The following is a 16,573-nucleotide window of genomic DNA, read 5'->3' as shown; positions in this document are numbered from 1 at the left end:
TCAGTTGTTGTCCTTGTCATTCATACCGCAGGGCCTGCACGGGATCGAGACGCGAGGCGCGCCATGCCGGAAAGATCGTGGCAAGGAACGACAGGCTGAGCGCCATGACAATGACGAGAATAGTCTCATCAGCATTCATGTCCGCCGGAAGTTGGCTCAGGAAATAGAGTTCCGGGCTAAACAGCGTCGTCCCTGAAATCCAGGAGAAGAACTGGCGGATGGACTCGATGTTGAGGCAGACGACGACGCCAAGCAGCACGCCGGCAACGGTTCCCGCAGCACCGATCGCAGCCCCGGTCATGAAGAAGATGCGCATGACCGACCCGGATGTCGCCCCCATCGTGCGAAGGATGGCGATGTCGCTTCCCTTGTCCTTCACCAGCATGATCAGGCCGGAGATGATGTTCAATGCCGCGACCAGAACGATCAGCGTCAGGATCATGAACATCACGTTGCGCTCGACCTCGAGCGCTGAAAAGAACGTCTTGTTGCGGTCGCGCCAGTCGGTGATGAAGATCTGCCGCCCGGCGGCATCTTCGACCGGCTTGCGCAGCTCATCGACCATATCCGGGTGCTCGACGAAGATTTCGATTTGCTGTGCCAGCCCCTCGGCGTTGAAGAAGAGCTGCGATTCCTCCAACGGCATGAAGATGATCGATGAATCGTATTCGGACATGCCGATCTCGAAGATCGCCGAAACCGTGTAGGCCTTGACCCGCGGGTTCATGCCCATGGGCGTCACGTCGCCGTTCGGCGATGTCAGCGTGATGGTGCCGCCCACCTGGATGCCGAGCTGATCGGCCATGCGCGAGCCGATCGCAACGCCGGTGCCTGCCGCGAAGCCGACGAGATCGCCGGACTGGATATGGTCGGAGACCGACTTCATCTTGCCGAGGTCGTCGGCGCGGATGCCGCGCACGAGAGCGCCAGTCGAGCTGTCGCTGACGCCCTGCGCCAGGACCTGCCCCTCGATGAGCGGGATCGCCATCGTCACGCCCTTCACGCCGGAAAAGCGCGTGGCAAGCTCGGCATAATTGTTAAGCGGACCATCGATCGGCTGCACGATCATATGGCCGTTGATGCCGAGGATGCGCGAGATGAGTTCGGTGCGGAAGCCGTTCATCACCGCCATGACGATGATCAGCGTCGCAACGCCGAGCATGATGCCGATGAACGAGAAGCCGGCGATCACCGAAATGAAGGCTTCCTTGCGCCGCGAGCGCAGGTAGCGCCAGGCGACCATGCGCTCAAAGGCGGAAAAGGGGCGGCTGGCGGACTTTGCGGACTGGCCAGCAGCCTGCACCTGATCTTCCGTCACGGCGGTCATCCTGCCTCCCCTTGCCTCACTTACTTCGTCGCGATCAGCTTGTTGAGGGCCGCCTCGACACTCATGGTCTCGCGCTCACCGGTCTTGCGATCCTTGAGCTCGACTTCGCCGTTAGCGATCGAACGTGGCCCAACGATGATCTGGACCGGCACGCCGATCAGATCGGCCGACGCGAACTTGGCGCCGGCGCGGTCATCCGTATCGTCGAGCAGCGCGTCGAATCCGGCAGCACCGAGCTTCGAGTAGAGCGTCTCGCAGGCTGCGTCGCAAGCGGCATCGCCCGCTTTCATGTTGATGATCACGCCATCGAACGGCGAGATCGACTTCGGCCAGATGATGCCGTTGTCGTCATGCGACGCCTCGATGATCGCCGGGACCAGCCGTGTCGGGCCGATGCCGTAGGAGCCCATGTGGACCGTGTGCTCCTTGCCATCAGGACCGAGAACCTTGGCGCCCATCGCCTCGGAATACTTTGTGCCGAAGTAGAAGATATGGCCGACTTCGATGCCGCGTGCCGACACGCGGTCGCCTTCGGCGACTTCGTTGAACGCAGCCTCGTCATGCATTTCCGAGGTGGCGGCGTAACGCGACGTCCACTTGTCGAAGATCTTCTTCAGGCCGGCGACATCGTCGAAATTGGTGTCTTCGCCGGGAATGTCGAAGCCGAGGAAGTCCTTGTGGCAGAACACTTCGGACTCACCGGTTTCGGCGAGAATGATGAATTCGTGGCTGAGATTGCCGCCGATCGGGCCGGTGTCTGCGCGCATCGGAATGGCACGCAATCCCATGCGCGAGAAAGTGCGCAGGTAGGCCGCAAACATCTTGTTATAGGCGTGCTCGGCGCCTTCGCGGTCGAGATCGAAGGAATAAGCGTCCTTCATCAGGAATTCGCGCGAGCGCATGGTGCCGAAACGCGGGCGGATCTCGTCGCGGAATTTCAGCTGAATATGGTAGAGATTGAGCGGCAGGCTACGATAGGACTTCACGTAGGAACGGAAGACGTCCGTGATCATTTCCTCGTTGGTCGGACCGTATAGCATCGGCCGGTCCTGGCGATCCTTGATGCGCAGCATCTCCTTGCCGTAGGCATCATAGCGGCCGCTTTCTTGCCAAAGTTCGGCGGACTGCAGCGTCGGCATCAGCAGCTCATTCGCGCCGGTGCGGTTCTGTTCCTCGCGGACGATCGCATTGACTTTGTCGAGAACCCGCTTTCCGAGTGGCAGCCAGGTATAAATACCCGAGGACTGCTGCCGGATCATGCCCGTCCGGAGCATAAGACGGTGGGAAACGATTTCCGCTTCCTTCGGATTTTCCTTCAAGATGGGCATGAAAAAGCGGGACAGGCGCATGACGGGTTCCAAAACTTGATGAACGTCGCACTATCGACGGATTCGGGCGAAATGACGTTGAGCTCAGGCACGCCGGTCTCACCAAAACAGGCAAAGGCGACCATTGCTTCTTGGGGTCGGCTCTCAAATTTCCGTCACCGACAAATCGGCTGGAACCTATCCGAGCCCTGCGTTCATAACCGCTTCGCGCCCGGATGAAAACCCTGCTTGCGGTGGGAATAGCACAGAGCGGGCAGAGAGATCTGAAGGAGAAACCGCAGGCCAAAAGCTGCGTCAAAAGAGCACGCTAGTAACAGGATTGCGACGATGCTTGTCAACGGAGAAATTTTATCCAACTGTAGCAAAAATGCAAAAAAACAGGGTGACATCGCCCAATGTTTGGGCTAATTTCGGCTCACAAAACAGGCATGAAGTCTAAATTCTTGCCGACTTTCGCGGTCAAGTCTTGGGAGGATAAGATCTTAGGCGCGCTTCGTCGCTGCCGCCGGAAACGGATTAAAGATCACGCGATACTTGAAAAACAAGGCTTTCAGCCTTGTTTTTTTTTGCCTTTCACCAAGCGAGACCGCAGCGAAGCAGCAACGCCTTCTTGAACTGTGTCAATTTCAGGGCGGTCAATCGTAGGATTGCCCGGGTTTCAGCCGACGGACCGCCCGAGCGCCTTCGTTGGACCTGTGCAGTCGAAAAATCCGGACACTTAACTGGGGATTATTGGCAAGCCGGTCCGCATCGACCGAAAAACGCCGACGTCACGCGTCCGCGCACGTCTGGGCGACCGCCTCAGTAGAACTTCGGATAGAAGCGCGGAATGCTGTCGATGCCGTAGCCGAGCCGCACCGATACGATGTACCAGGCGAGCTGGATGACCGCCGCGATCGCCGTCGTCAACAGGATAACGCGCTTGGCACGGAACCGCGCCGGTGCGCTTTCGACGGTGCCGGGAACGACCTCGTTTTCCTCCGCCTGGGTGCGCACGCCAAGCGGCAGCACGGCAAACAGCGTCAGCCACCAGATAATGAAGTAGATGGCAAAGGTGGAAAAAAGCGGCATTTCCGGCTCCTGGTGAGGACCTCGCCCGAAGCGCACACTGGCCTTCTGCGGAACAATCCTCTCGACATTCTGGCCCGCTTATAACGCCATGGGCGCGATCACACAAACCGGTATCGCGCGATCAACTGTCACACCTGCTCGAGTTCGATCAGGGTACCTTGAAAATCCTTGGGGTGCAGAAAGAGCACCGGCTTGCCATGGGCGCCGATCTTCGGCTCGCCGTCACCGAGAACGCGGGCGCCAGACGCTTGCAGTGCGTCACGGGCGGCAACGATGTCCTCGACCTCGTAACAGATGTGATGCATGCCGCCGGACGGGTTTTTGGCCAGGAACGCTGCAATCGGCGAGGTGTCGCCAAGCGGCTCCAACAGTTCGACCTTGGTGTTGGGCAGCGTCACGAAAACGACGGTAACCCCGTGCTCCGGCAAGGCCTGTGGCTCAGTCACCGTCGCGCCAAGCGTGGTGCGGTAGCTTTGCGTGGCGGATGCCAGATCCGGCACTGCGATTGCCACATGATTGACCCGTCCGAGCATCGCGATCCTCCAACCTTCCGACGACGAGAGAGCCCCGGACGTTTACAACGCCCGGGGCTCAGAGAAAATCAGACTTTGGTGACGAACACTGTCACCACGGGCTTCTTGCCCCAGATCTGGTTGGTCGTGCTGCGCACGGCGCGGCGCACAGCCTCCTGGAGCATGGCCAGATCCTTGCGCTTGGCACGCGGAATGCTTTCGACAGCACCGAGCACCGCGTCATAGAGCGTGTCTTCCATGTCTTCGCCCTCGTCGTCGAACTCGGGCAGGCCGATGGCAACAAGGTCCGGATCGCCGAGGAAGTCGTAGCGATTGTCGAGCACAACGTTGACGGAGACATGTCCGGCGAAGGAGAGCTTGCGCCGTTCGCCGATGCCCATCTCCTCGAAGTCGCCGATCAGCGAGCCATCCTTGTAGATCCGGCCATGCGGCACGGTATCGATGACCTCGGCCGGACCGGGTGCCAGCCGCAACATCTCGCCGTTGCGAAGACGCGGGACGCTGGCGATACCCGATTGCCGCCCAAGCTCACCGTGTGCCGTCAGATGTGCGGCTTCGCCGTGCACCGGCACGAGGATCTGCGGACGGACCCACTGGTACATCTGCTGCAATTCACTGCGGCGCGGGTGACCCGACACATGCACCAGCGCTTCACTGTCGGTAATGATGTGAATGCCCTGCTCGATCAGGCCGTTCTTGATGTCGTTGATCGCCTTCTCGTTGCCGGGAATGGTGCGCGACGAAAACACGACGGTATCGCCGGCCGAGAAGGCAACGTTGCGCATCTCATCGCGGGCGATCTTGGCGAGCGCTGCACGCGGTTCGCCCTGGCTGCCCGTCAGAATAACGACGACCTTGTCGCGCGGCACATAGCCGAACTCGTCTTCAGCCAGGAACGGCTTGATGCCTTCCATCAGGCCGAGATCACGGGCGACGGCGACGACGCGCTTCATCGAACTACCGAGAAGAAGCACATCACGGCCGGCCTCTTCCGCAGCTTCGGCGATCGAGCGGATACGTCCCACATTCGAGGAGAAAGTGGTAATTGCCACGCGCCCTTCGGCCTTGGAGATGATCTCGGTCAGGCTGGCGGAAACCTCCTGCTCGGACGGCGAGACGCCGTCGCGAAGCGCATTGGTCGAATCGCAGACGAGCGCGAGCACGCCTTCGTCGCCGATCTTGCGGAAGCGTTGCTCGTCGGTGAGCGGCCCGAGCGACGGCTGAAGGTCGATCTTCCAGTCGCCGGTATGAACGACCGCGCCAAGCGGCGTGCGAATGATCAGCGACATCGGCTCAGGGATCGAGTGGTTGACACCGACCGCCTCGATTTCGAACGGGCCGACATTGATGCGGTCGCCCTGCTTGAAGATCGTGATCGGGATCTCGCCGCGGCTCTTTTCGAAGTCGCGCTTAGCTTCCAGCATGCCCGCCGTAAACGGCGAAGCGTAGACCGGCACATTCAGCCCCGGCCAGAGATCGTTGAGACCACCATAGTGATCCTCATGGGCATGGGTAATGATGATGCCCTTGAGATTGCGGCGCTCTTCCGCCAGGAAGCTGATATCGGCCAGCACCAGATCCACGCCCGGAAGCTCAGGACCCGGGAAAGTGACGCCGCAATCGACCATTATCCACTGCCGGTTACCGGGTTTTCCGTAGCCGTAGAGGCCAAGGTTCATCCCGATTTCGCCGACGCCGCCGAGCGGCAAGAACACCAGTTCTTCTTCTTGCGCCATGTTTTGATGCGCCCTTGTTTTGATTATCCGAAAAATACGTCGCCGGCGGCGATCGTCTGCATCGTGCTAGAGCCCGTATCGAGCATCAACCGGCCGTCCTGATCAATACCGGCAAAGCGGCCGGAAAGCGACCGATCCGGCAGGTTCACCGTAATGGTCTCGCCGATGCCGCGCGCTGCCGCCCGCCATTGGTCTATGATGTGTGCCACACCCCGGCCCTGGTCCCAAACGGAAAGCGTTTCGGCCATAGTCAGGAACAGGTGGGCAAACAGTTCGTCCGGAGATACCGACGCGCCTTCGTTGCGAAGCGACGTCACCGGGTAGAGCGCCTCGTCCGGCGTGACAGCAATGTTGATGCCGCAGCCGATAACCAGCGCGCGACGGCCGTCTGCCAGGCTTTCGCCTTCAAGCAGGATGCCGCAGGTCTTCTTGCCGTCGATGAGAATATCGTTCGGCCACTTGATCTCGACCGGCGCACCGGCAAGCGGCATCACCTTTCGGATGGCCCTGTGAACTGCCACCGCCACGGCCAGCGGCAGCGAGTGCAGCAGTTCGATCGGCGCCGGGTCAATCAGGAGGAGCGAGGCATAGAGATTGCCGGGCTCTGAAAACCAGGCCCGGCCGCGTCGGCCGCGTCCGCCTGTCTGGCGGGCGGCGGTGATCCAGAGGTTTCCCCTGTCTCCCTCGCGCGCCCGCGTCAGGCATTCGCTGTTTGTGGAGCCGACTTCATTGAGCGCGACGTGCCGGAAATCGTCGAGCGAACCCCGGCCGCCGCCTTCAAGGCCGATCAAAAGAAGGTCCGAGCCGCGACTTCAGCGGCTTCGCCGAGCGGACCGCCGATCAGGACGTATCCAAGCACGAACAGGCCCGAGAGACCGAAGACCAGGCGAAGCTCGCCCGCCGTGCGGGCAAACTCGCCCTTGGCATCATCGAACCACATCACCTTGATGACGCGCAGGTAGTAATAGGCGCCGACCACCGATGCGAGCACGCCAATGATCGCGAGCGCGTAGAGGTGCGCTTCGATCGCTGCCATGAACACGAAGTACTTCCCGAAGAAGCCTGCCATCGGCGGAATGCCGGCGAGCGAGAACATCAGGACCGTCAGGACCGTGGCCATGAAGGGGTTTGTCTGCGACAGGCCCGCGAGATCGTCGACGCTTTCGACATTCTCGCCGTCCTTGCGGCGCATGGCGAGAATGCAGGCAAACGTGCCGAGCGTCATGACCATGTAGATGAGCATGTAAAGCAGGACGCCACGGACACCTGCCATCGAGCCGGCAGCAAGACCGACGAGCGCGTAGCCCATGTGGCCGATCGAGGAATAGGCCATCAGGCGCTTGATGTTCTTCTGGCCAATCGCCGCGAAGGCGCCGAGCAGCATCGAAGCGATCGAAATGAAGACGACGATCTGCTGCCACTGAACGACGACAGGCTCGAAGGCGTTGATTACGATGCGAACGAAGATGGCCATGGCGGCAACCTTCGGAGCAGCGGCGAAGAACGCGGTCACCGGCGTCGGCGCACCTTCATAGACGTCCGGCGTCCACATGTGGAACGGCACAGCGGAGATCTTGAAAGCGAGGCCGGCCAGAATGAAGACCAGACCGAAGATGAGGCCGAGCGACGGCGTGCCGGTCGAAGTCAGGGCAGCCGCAATCTCGTCAAAGCCGGTATGACCGGTGAAGCCGTAGACCAGCGACATGCCGTAAAGCAGCATGCCCGAGGACAGCGCGCCGAGGACGAAATACTTCAGGCCGGCTTCCGTCGAGCGGATGCTGTCGCGGTTGATGGCCGCGACGACATAGAGCGCCAGCGACTGCAGTTCCAGCGACAGGTACAGCGACATCAGGTCGTTGGCCGAGATCATCAGGAGCATGCCGAGGGTGGCGAGCACCAGAAGCACCGGGAACTCGAAGCGGTCGATCTGCGACGAACGGGCATGGCCGACCGTCATCACCATGGCGGTGATCGAGCCGATCAGCGCCAGCACCTTCATGAACTTGGCGAAGGGATCGGACAGGAAGGCGCCGCCGTAAGCTTCGCCCTCGCCCGTCTTCAGGACGAGCCAGAGGCCGGCGATGATGAGAAGGGCAACCGCAAGGCCGGTGACGGTCGAGGTCGACTTTTCACCGGCGAAGACGCCGATCATCAAGAGCGCCATCGCACCGACCGCGAGGATCAACTCGGGTATCGAGAGCTGCAGGCTAGCGAGGAGGGTTTCAGCAGTCATGTCCAATCACGTCCTGTGGTCATTGCACCGAAAGCGCAACGTTTTGCGCTGCCTGCAGGGCTGCGGAGTAGTTGTTGACGAGCAGATCCACGGAGGCTGCGGTCGCATCGAAGATCGGTGCCGGATAGACACCGAAGAAGATCGTCAGGATCACCAGCGGATAGAGGATCGCCTTTTCACGTCCCGAGAGATCGAGCAGCGCCTTCAGGCTCTCCTTTTCCAGCGCGCCGAACACGACGCGGCGGTAAAGCCAAAGCGCATAGGCCGCCGACAGGATCACACCGCTCGTCGCAAAGAACGCGACCCAGGTGTTGGCGCGGAAGGCGCCGACGAGGGTCAGAACTTCGCCGACGAAGCCTGAGGTGCCGGGAAGACCGACGTTCGCCATGGTGAAGACCATGAAGGCGACGGCATACTTCGGCATGTTGTTGACGAGACCGCCATAGGCCGAGATCTCGCGGGTGTGCAGGCGGTCATAGACCACGCCGACGCAAAGGAAGAGCGCACCCGACACGATACCGTGCGACAGCATCTGGAAGATCGCACCCTGGACGCCCTGTGTGTTGGCGGCGAAGATACCCATCGTCACGTAGCCCATGTGGGCAACCGACGAATAGGCGATCAGCTTCTTGATGTCGGTCTGCATCAGCGCCACCAGAGAGGTGTAAACGATGGCGATGACCGACAGCGTGAAGACGAACGGCGCAAAGTAGTCGGATGCCAGCGGGAACATCGGCAGCGAGAAGCGCAGGAAGCCGTAGCCACCGAGCTTCAGAAGGATGCCGGCCAGGATGACCGAACCCGCCGTCGGCGCCTGAACGTGTGCGTCGGGAAGCCAGGTGTGTACCGGCCACATCGGCATCTTCACCGCGAAGGACGCGAAGAAGGCGAGCCATAACCACGTCTGCATTTCACGCGGGAAGTTATAGGCAAGCAGTTCGGTGATGTCGGTCGTGCCGGCCTGCCAGTACATCGCCATGATGGCGAGCAGCATCAGCACCGAGCCGAGCAGCGTGTAGAGGAAGAACTTGTAGCTGGCGTAGACGCGGTCCTTGCCGCCCCACACACCGATGATGATGAACATCGGAATGAGGCCGGCTTCGAAGAACACATAGAACAGCACGATGTCGAGCGACACGAACACGCCGATCATGAACGTTTCCAGGATCAGGAACGCGATCATGTATTCCTTGAGCCGCTTCTCAACGGAGAACCAGCTTGCGAGCACGCAGAACGGCATCAGGAACGCGGAGAGCACGACGAAGAGCACCGAGATGCCGTCGACACCGAGATGATAGGAAATCCCGGTCCCGAGCCAGTCGTGCTTCTCGGTCATCTGGAAGCCCGGATTCGAGCTGTCGAACTGGTACCAGATATAGACCGAGACGGCGAAGGTGAAGAGCGTCGTCAGCAGCGAGACATTCAGGATGTTGCGGCGGCCGTAGGCGCTGTCTTCTCTTGTCAGCAAGAGAAGCAGGACGCCGACGAGCGGCATGAAGGTGACCGCGGAAAGTACGGGCCAATCGGTCATCAGAAGGAACTCCCGAGCATCATCCATGTAACAAGCGCTGCGATGCCGATGAGCATGGCGAACGCGTAGTGATAGAGGTAACCGGTCTGCAGCCGGACGACACGATCGGTGACATCAAGCACGCGTGCCGCAATCCCGTTCGGGCCGAGGCCGTCGATGACCCGGCCGTCGCCTTCCTTCCACAGGAAGACGCCGAGGCGCTTGGCCGAGCGTACGAACAGGAAGTCGTACAGTTCGTCGAAGTACCACTTGTTGAGCAGGAACTGGTAGAGGCCGCGATGCTGCTCTGCCAGGTACTTCGGCACATCAGGACGGCGGATGTACATGTACCAGGCGGTTATCAGGCCGAGGGCCATGGCGCAGAACGGGCTCCACTTAACCCACAGCGGAACGTGGTGGTATTCCTCGAGGATCTCGTTCTCGGCCGAGGTGAACAAGGCACCCTGCCAGAACTCGGCATAATGGTGACCGAAGAAATAGTCGTGGAACAGGAAGCCTGCCACCAGGGCACCGATGGCCAGGATGTAGAGCGGCACCAGCATGACCTGCGGCGATTCATGGACGTGATGCATGACATCCGAGGAAGCGCGCGGCTTGCCATGGAAGGTCATGAAGGTCAGGCGCCAGGAATAGAAGCTGGTGAAGAGAGCCGCAATGACCAGCATCGAGAAGGCAAAGCCGGAAACCGCGCTATGGGCTGCGAACGCCGATTCGATGATCGCGTCCTTGGAGAAGAAGCCGGCCGTACCGATGACCGTGCCGGGAATGCCGACGCCGGTGAGCGCGATCGTGCCAATGAACATCATCCAGTAGGTGACCGGAATGTGCTTCCGAAGGCCGCCCATGTAGCGCATGTCCTGTTCGCCATCGACGGCGTGGATGACCGAGCCTGCGCCCAAGAACAGCAGCGCCTTGAAGAAGGCGTGCGTGAAGAGGTGGAAGATGGCCGCGCCATAGGCGCCGACGCCGAGTGCCACGAACATGTAGCCGAGCTGCGAGCAGGTCGAATAGGCGATGACGCGCTTGATGTCGTTCTGAACGAGACCGACGGTCGCGGCAAAGAAGGCCGTGATCGCACCGATCAGTGTGACAACGGTCAACGCATCCGGCGACAGTTCGAACAGCGGCGACATGCGGGCAACGAGGAAGACGCCGGCGGTGACCATGGTCGCGGCGTGAATGAGGGCCGAAACCGGGGTTGGGCCTTCCATCGCGTCCGGCAGCCAAGTGTGCAACAGGAACTGCGCCGACTTGCCCATCGCGCCCATGAAGAGCAGCAGGCAGGCAGCGGTGATCGCATCGGCCTTGTCGAGGTGCATGCCGAACAGCGTGATGACCGCCTCCCCTGCTGCGGCACCTTCGGCCGGCAGGTAGGTCTGGGCAGCAGCAAAGATCGTCTCGAAGTTGACCGAGCCGAAGAGCACGAAGACGAGGAAGATGCCGAGTGCGAAGCCGAAGTCGCCGACGCGGTTGACGATGAAGGCCTTCATCGCGGCAGCGTTCGCCGACGGCTTCTTATACCAGAAGCCGATCAGCAGGTAGGATGCGAGACCCACACCTTCCCAGCCGAAGAACATCTGCACGAGGTTGTCAGACGTGATCAGCATCAACATCGCGAAGGTGAACAGCGACAGATAGGCGAAGAAGCGCGGACGATGCGGATCGTGGTGCATGTAGCCGATCGAGTAGACATGCACGAGCGTCGACACGGTGTTGACGACCACGAACATCACCGATGTCAGCGTGTCGACACGGAACGCCCATTCGACGTCGAAGCTGCCGGACTGGATCCAGCGCAGCACCGACACCTTGATCAGTTCCTGCTCGCCGAGCGCAACGTGGAAGAAGACGAACCACGACAATGCGGCGGTCACGATCATCAAACCGCTGGTGACAAATTCGGAAGCCTTGGCGCCGATCGAGTTACCGAAAAGGCCGGCGATCAGAAAGCCGATCAAAGGCAGGAAGACGATAGCCTTGATGATGGTATCCATAGCCCAATCAGCCCTTCATCATGTTGACGTCTTCAACAGCGATCGAGCCGCGGTTGCGATAGAAGACGACGAGAATTGCAAGCCCGATGGCGGCTTCCGCGGCCGCGACGGTCAGAATGAACAGGGCAAACACCTGGCCGGTGATGTCGTTCAGGAACGACGAGAAGGCGACCATGTTGATGTTGACCGCAAGCAGGATCAGTTCGACCGACATCAGGATGACGATGACGTTCTTCCGGTTCAGGAAGATGCCGAAGACACCAAGCGTGAACAGGATGGCGCTGACGGTGAGATAGTGGGAAATTCCGATTTCCATTTTTTAGTTCCTCGACCTCGCGTCCGAATTAAATGCCCTGCCCGGGCTTGACCGTGACCACCTCGACGGCGGTCTCGGGCGTGCGGGCAACCTGCTGCGGAATGCTCTGGCGCTTGATGTTCGTGCGATGGCGCAGCGTGAGCACGATGGCGCCGATCATGGCGACCAGCAGCACGAGGCCCGCGATCTGGAAGAAGTAGACATAGTGGGTATAGAGCACGTCGCCGAGCGCGGCCGTGTTCGTCCGATCGGCAATCGCCGGGATCGGCATCGAAATGCCCTTGGCAATCTCCGGCGAGAAGGTCGCGCCGCCAACGACAATGATCAGCTCGGCGGCGAGGATCAGACCGATCAGCGCACCAACCGGGGCATATTCAAGCACGCCGGCGCGCAACTCCGCGAAGTCGATGTCGAGCATCATGACGACGAAGAGGAACAGCACCGCTACCGCGCCGACATAGACCACGAGCAGGATCATCGCCAGGAACTCGGCGCCGGCCAGCAGGAACAGGCCCGCCGAATTGAAGAAGGTCAGGATCAGGAACAGCACCGAATAAACGGGGTTCCTGGCCGCAATGACCATAAATGCCGATGCCACCGCGATGAAGGCAAAGAGATAGAAAAAAAGAACCTGCAGACCCATGATCGGTGCCTTTTTCGTCTTGCACGGCGTGAGGCTCTTGCAGCCCCACTCCACTGGCAAAGCCGGACGCGTGTCCGGCCTTTGCCCCAAACTGTTTCACATGTGCCGCCGTTCAGGGGCGGCACCACGCAGCGGCCTCAGCGATAAGGCGAGTCCATTGCGATGTTGCGTGCGATTTCCCGTTCCCAACGGTCGCCGTTGGCGAGGAGCTTGTCCTTGTCGTAGTACAGCTCTTCGCGCGTCTCGGTGGCGAATTCGAAGTTCGGACCCTCGACGATGGCATCGACCGGACAGGCTTCCTGGCAGAAACCGCAATAGATGCACTTCACCATGTCGATGTCGTAGCGCACCGTGCGGCGGGTGCCGTCGTTGCGGCGCGGGCCGGCCTCGATGGTGATGGCCTGGGCAGGACAGATCGCCTCGCAGAGCTTGCAGGCGATGCAACGCTCTTCGCCGTTCGGATAACGGCGCAGCGCATGTTCGCCACGGAAGCGCGGGCTGACCGGCCCCTTTTCGAAGGGGTAGTTCAACGTCGCCTTCGGCTTGAAGAAGTAGCGCATCGACAGAAAGAACGCGCCAACGAATTCCTTGAGGAACAGCGAGCTGACGGCGTGCGAAAGACCGGCCATCATTTACCTCCAGACTTGCTGGCCTCAGAGCGGCCAGCGGTATGCAACCAAGCGAAAGCCAGCATCATGCGGCTCCCGTCAGCTTGAGAACGAATGCAGTGATCACGACCATTGCGAGCGAGATCGGCAGGAAGACCTTCCAGCCGAGACGCATCAGCTGGTCGTAGCGGTAACGCGGAACGAAAGCCTTCACCATCGCGAACATGAAGAACACGAAGGATGCCTTGAGAACGAACCAGATGATGCCCGGGACCCAGTTCAGGAACCAGACGTCGACCGGAGGCAGCCAGCCGCCAAGGAAGAGAATGGTCGTCAGCGCGCACATCAGGCAGATGGCCGCGTACTCGCCGAGCATGAACATCATGTAGGGCGTGGAGCCGTACTCGACCATGAAGCCGGCGACGAGTTCGGATTCCGCTTCCGGCAGATCGAAGGGCGGACGGTTCGTTTCGGCAAGTGCCGAGATGAAGAACACCACGAACATCGGGAACAGCGCCAGCCAGTGCCAGTCGAGGAACGATGCGGGCAGACCGAGGTTCGTGCCGATGCCGTTGCTCTGCGCATTGACGATATCCGTCAGGTTCAGCGAGCCGACGCAGAGCAGAACGGTGACGATGACGAAACCGATCGAGACTTCGTAAGAGACCATCTGTGCGGCGGAACGGAGCGCGCCGAGGAAGGGATATTTCGAGTTCGACGCCCAGCCGCCCATGATGATGCCATAAACTTCAAGAGAAGATATGGCGAACACGAAGAGGATGCCGACGTTGATGTTCGCGATCACCCAGCCGGCGTTGAGCGGGATCACCGCCCAAGCGGCCAGCGCCAGCGTCACGGAGACGAGCGGTGCGAGCAGGAAGATTGCCTTGTTGGCGCCAGCCGGAATCACCGGCTCCTTGAAGACGAACTTCAAAAGGTCGGCGAAGGACTGGAAAAGACCCCAGGGGCCCACCACATTCGGTCCACGGCGAAGCTGGACAGCAGCCCAGATCTTGCGGTCGGCGAGTAGAATGTAGGCGATGAAAAGCAGCAGCGCGACCAGCAGCAGCAGCGACTGGGCGACCATGATGATCGCAGGCCAGACATAGGTCGAAATGAAAGCGTCCATGATACTCTATTCCCTCGCGCTCATTCCGCCGCAGCTTTGAAGTTGTTGCGTGCCAATGCCGAGCATTCGGCCATGACGGCGGATGCGCGCGCTATCGGGTTCGTCAAATAGAAGTCTTTGACCGGAGACGCAAACACGGATTTGCCCATCTCACCGGCTTTTTGAGCAAGTGCGGCAATTTCGTCGCCACTGCCGACAACGATTGCGTCGACATCGGCGAAATGCGGGTGCGCCGCATAGAGCTTCGAGCGCAATTCGCCAAGCGAATCAAAGGGCAGCTTCTTGCCGAGAACGTCGGAAAGCGCACGGATGATCGCCCAGTCTTCGCGGGCGTCGCCCGGTGCGAATCCGGCGCGGTTGCCGATCTGGACGCGGCCTTCGGTGTTGACCCAGGTCCCGGACTTTTCGGTGTAGGTGGCGGCCGGCAGGATGACGTCGGCAGCGTGCGCGCCGTTGTCGCCGTGCGAGCCGATGTAGACCGTGAAGCCCTTGCGGCCAGCCAGATCGATCTCATCGGCGCCGAGCAGGAAGAGAACGTCGGAGGCGGACACCATTTCGGCGGCCGTCTTGCCGTTCTTGCCCGGAACGAAGCCGAGGTCGAGACCACCGACGCGCGACGCTGCGGTGTGCAGAACGGCAAAGCCGTTCCAGTCCGCCGTCACTGCACCGACGGCGCCTGCGAGCTTCGCCGCAGCAGCGAGTACGGCAGCACCGCCCTCCCCTGCGACGGCGCCCTGGCCGATGATGATCATCGGACGCTGCGCCGCCTTCAAGGTGGCTGCGAACTTGCCCTTGCCGGACACGAGTTCGGCCAAAGTGTCGGTGCCTGCACCGAGGTATTCATATTCGTAGCGCAGTTCACCCGGCTCGCCGATGACGGCGATCGGGAAGTTGCCCATCCGGTAACGCTTGCGGATGCGGGCGTTGAGAACGGATGCTTCGAAGCGCGGGTTCGAGCCGATGATCAGCAGCGCGTCTGCGCTTTCGATGCCCTGAATCGTCGGGTTGAAGATGTAGCTGGCGCGGCCGAGCGACGGATCGAGTGCTGCGCCATCCTGGCGGCAGTCGATGTTCTCTGAACCCAGCGAAGCCAGCAGTTCCTTCAGCGCATACATTTCTTCGACGGACGCGAGATCGCCGGCAATGGCGCCGATCTTGTCGCCGGACGTCGCGGCAACGGCGACCTTGATCGCTTCGAACGCCTCACTCCAGCTGGCCGCCTGCAGGCGGCCATCCTTCTTGACGTAAGGACGGTCGAGACGCTGGGTCTTCAGGCCGTCCCAGATGAAGCGGCTCTTGTCGGAGATCCACTCTTCGTTGATGTCCTCGTTGACGCGCGGCATGATGCGCATCACTTCGCGGCCACGGGTATCGACGCGGATGGCCGAACCGAGCGCATCCATCACGTCGATGGATTCGGTCTTGTTCAGCTCCCACGGACGCGCCGTAAAGGCGAAGGGCTTCGAGGTCAGCGCGCCAACCGGGCAGAGGTCAACGACGTTGCCTTGCAGCTCGGAGGTCATCGCCTGTTCGAGATAGGTGGTGATTTCGGCGTCTTCGCCACGACCGATCAGGCCGAGTTCGGCAATGCCAGCAACTTCCGTGGTGAAACGGACGCAACGCGTGCAATGGATGCAGCGGTTCATCACCGTCTTGACCAGCGGGCCGATATACTTGTCTTCGACGGCGCGCTTGTTTTCCTGGTAGCGCGAACTGTCGATGCCGAAGGCCATCGCCTGGTCCTGCAGGTCGCATTCGCCACCCTGGTCACAGATCGGGCAATCGAGCGGATGGTTGATCAGCAGGAATTCCATGACGCCTTCGCGCGCCTTCTTGACCATCGGCGTGGTCGTGAAGACTTCCGGCGTCTCGCCGTTCGGACCGGGACGCAGGTCGCGCACGCCCATGGCGCAGGAAGCGGCGGGCTTGGGCGGCCCTCCCTTCACTTCGATCAGACACATGCGGCAGTTACCGGCGACCGACAGCCGCTCATGGAAACAGAAGCGCGGAACCTCGGCGCCGGCCTCTTCGCACGCCTGAAGCAGCGTGAAATGATCCGGGACCTCGATCTCTTTTCCGTCGACTTTCAGCTTTGCCATCTTCGTACTCAATCCTGTCTTCCAT

The 16,573-nt window shown here is 60.7% G+C and carries 14 protein-coding genes; all 14 read right to left on the bottom strand.

Features of this window, described 5'->3' with window-relative positions; translation table 11 throughout:
* Positions 1–16 precede the first annotated feature (16 nt).
* Positions 17–1,327, bottom strand: a complete 1,311-nt coding sequence (locus LPJGGPFB_RS09230) for a lipoprotein-releasing ABC transporter permease subunit (protein WP_173419686.1) — start codon at positions 1,325–1,327, stop codon at positions 17–19.
* Positions 1,328–1,347: 20 nt separating this feature from the next.
* Complete coding sequence (proS, locus tag LPJGGPFB_RS09225; RefSeq protein ID WP_173419685.1) at positions 1,348–2,676, bottom strand: proline--tRNA ligase; 1,329 nt, start codon at positions 2,674–2,676, stop codon at positions 1,348–1,350.
* A 780-nt stretch (positions 2,677–3,456) separates the two neighbouring features.
* A complete protein-coding gene (locus tag LPJGGPFB_RS09220) occupies positions 3,457–3,726 on the bottom strand; it encodes a DUF1467 family protein (RefSeq protein WP_025426599.1) in 270 nt (89 codons plus the stop codon).
* Between the two features lie 128 nt (positions 3,727–3,854).
* Positions 3,855–4,259 (bottom strand): methylmalonyl-CoA epimerase, encoded by a 405-nt coding sequence (gene mce / locus LPJGGPFB_RS09215; protein WP_173419684.1) that lies wholly within the window; start codon positions 4,257–4,259, stop codon positions 3,855–3,857.
* Between the two features lie 68 nt (positions 4,260–4,327).
* Complete coding sequence (locus LPJGGPFB_RS09210) at positions 4,328–5,995, bottom strand: ribonuclease J (RefSeq protein ID WP_173419683.1); 1,668 nt, start codon at positions 5,993–5,995, stop codon at positions 4,328–4,330.
* A 23-nt stretch (positions 5,996–6,018) separates the two neighbouring features.
* A complete protein-coding gene (locus tag LPJGGPFB_RS09205; RefSeq protein WP_173421004.1) occupies positions 6,019–6,783 on the bottom strand; it encodes a biotin--[acetyl-CoA-carboxylase] ligase in 765 nt (254 codons plus the stop codon).
* Entirely contained in the window at positions 6,783–8,228 is a 1,446-nt protein-coding gene (gene nuoN / locus LPJGGPFB_RS09200) for an NADH-quinone oxidoreductase subunit NuoN (protein ID WP_173419682.1), read from the bottom strand. The genes LPJGGPFB_RS09205 and nuoN overlap by 1 nt, the downstream gene beginning before the upstream one ends.
* A gap of 19 nt (positions 8,229–8,247) precedes the next feature.
* Complete coding sequence (locus LPJGGPFB_RS09195) at positions 8,248–9,759, bottom strand: NADH-quinone oxidoreductase subunit M (protein ID WP_173419681.1); 1,512 nt, start codon at positions 9,757–9,759, stop codon at positions 8,248–8,250.
* Positions 9,759–11,753, bottom strand: a complete 1,995-nt coding sequence (gene nuoL, locus LPJGGPFB_RS09190; protein ID WP_173419680.1) for an NADH-quinone oxidoreductase subunit L — start codon at positions 11,751–11,753, stop codon at positions 9,759–9,761. The genes LPJGGPFB_RS09195 and nuoL overlap by 1 nt, the downstream gene beginning before the upstream one ends.
* Positions 11,754–11,760: 7 nt before the next feature.
* Positions 11,761–12,069: an NADH-quinone oxidoreductase subunit NuoK gene (nuoK, locus tag LPJGGPFB_RS09185; protein ID WP_025426592.1), complete on the bottom strand. Its 309-nt coding sequence runs from the start codon at positions 12,067–12,069 to the stop codon at positions 11,761–11,763.
* Positions 12,070–12,097: 28 nt separating this feature from the next.
* Entirely contained in the window at positions 12,098–12,712 is a 615-nt protein-coding gene (locus LPJGGPFB_RS09180; RefSeq protein WP_173419679.1) for an NADH-quinone oxidoreductase subunit J, read from the bottom strand.
* A 137-nt stretch (positions 12,713–12,849) separates the two neighbouring features.
* Positions 12,850–13,341, bottom strand: a complete 492-nt coding sequence (nuoI, locus tag LPJGGPFB_RS09175) for an NADH-quinone oxidoreductase subunit NuoI (protein WP_112809906.1) — start codon at positions 13,339–13,341, stop codon at positions 12,850–12,852.
* Positions 13,342–13,405: 64 nt separating this feature from the next.
* Positions 13,406–14,449: an NADH-quinone oxidoreductase subunit NuoH gene (gene nuoH, locus LPJGGPFB_RS09170; protein WP_077498487.1), complete on the bottom strand. Its 1,044-nt coding sequence runs from the start codon at positions 14,447–14,449 to the stop codon at positions 13,406–13,408.
* A gap of 20 nt (positions 14,450–14,469) precedes the next feature.
* Positions 14,470–16,548 (bottom strand): NADH-quinone oxidoreductase subunit NuoG, encoded by a 2,079-nt coding sequence (nuoG, locus tag LPJGGPFB_RS09165; protein ID WP_173421003.1) that lies wholly within the window; start codon positions 16,546–16,548, stop codon positions 14,470–14,472.
* Positions 16,549–16,573 lie beyond the last annotated feature (25 nt).

This window comes from Ensifer adhaerens, from assembly GCF_013283195.1.
In the GTDB taxonomy this organism is placed as follows: Bacteria; Pseudomonadota; Alphaproteobacteria; order Rhizobiales; family Rhizobiaceae; genus Ensifer; species Ensifer adhaerens_G.
Note: the sequence above shows the minus strand (reverse complement) of the source record. Positions and strands in the feature narration are given on the sequence as shown.

Excerpts from the sequence above, each read along its gene's own strand:
- LPJGGPFB_RS09230 (WP_173419686.1), bottom strand. The coding sequence starts at position 1,327 with ATGACCGCCGTGACGGAAGATCAGGTGCAGGCTGCTGGCCAGTCCGCA.
- proS (WP_173419685.1), bottom strand. The coding sequence starts at position 2,676 with ATGCGCCTGTCCCGCTTTTTCATGCCCATCTTGAAGGAAAATCCGAAG.
- LPJGGPFB_RS09220 (WP_025426599.1), bottom strand. The coding sequence starts at position 3,726 with ATGCCGCTTTTTTCCACCTTTGCCATCTACTTCATTATCTGGTGGCTG.
- mce (WP_173419684.1), bottom strand. The coding sequence starts at position 4,259 with ATGCTCGGACGGGTCAATCATGTGGCAATCGCAGTGCCGGATCTGGCA.
- LPJGGPFB_RS09210 (WP_173419683.1), bottom strand. The coding sequence starts at position 5,995 with ATGGCGCAAGAAGAAGAACTGGTGTTCTTGCCGCTCGGCGGCGTCGGC.
- nuoN (WP_173419682.1), bottom strand. The coding sequence starts at position 8,228 with ATGACTGCTGAAACCCTCCTCGCTAGCCTGCAGCTCTCGATACCCGAG.
- LPJGGPFB_RS09195 (WP_173419681.1), bottom strand. The coding sequence starts at position 9,759 with ATGACCGATTGGCCCGTACTTTCCGCGGTCACCTTCATGCCGCTCGTC.
- nuoL (WP_173419680.1), bottom strand. The coding sequence starts at position 11,753 with ATGGATACCATCATCAAGGCTATCGTCTTCCTGCCTTTGATCGGCTTT.
- nuoK (WP_025426592.1), bottom strand. The coding sequence starts at position 12,069 with ATGGAAATCGGAATTTCCCACTATCTCACCGTCAGCGCCATCCTGTTC.
- LPJGGPFB_RS09180 (WP_173419679.1), bottom strand. The coding sequence starts at position 12,712 with ATGGGTCTGCAGGTTCTTTTTTTCTATCTCTTTGCCTTCATCGCGGTG.
- nuoI (WP_112809906.1), bottom strand. The coding sequence starts at position 13,341 with ATGGCCGGTCTTTCGCACGCCGTCAGCTCGCTGTTCCTCAAGGAATTC.
- nuoH (WP_077498487.1), bottom strand. The coding sequence starts at position 14,449 with ATGGACGCTTTCATTTCGACCTATGTCTGGCCTGCGATCATCATGGTC.
- nuoG (WP_173421003.1), bottom strand. The coding sequence starts at position 16,548 with ATGGCAAAGCTGAAAGTCGACGGAAAAGAGATCGAGGTCCCGGATCAT.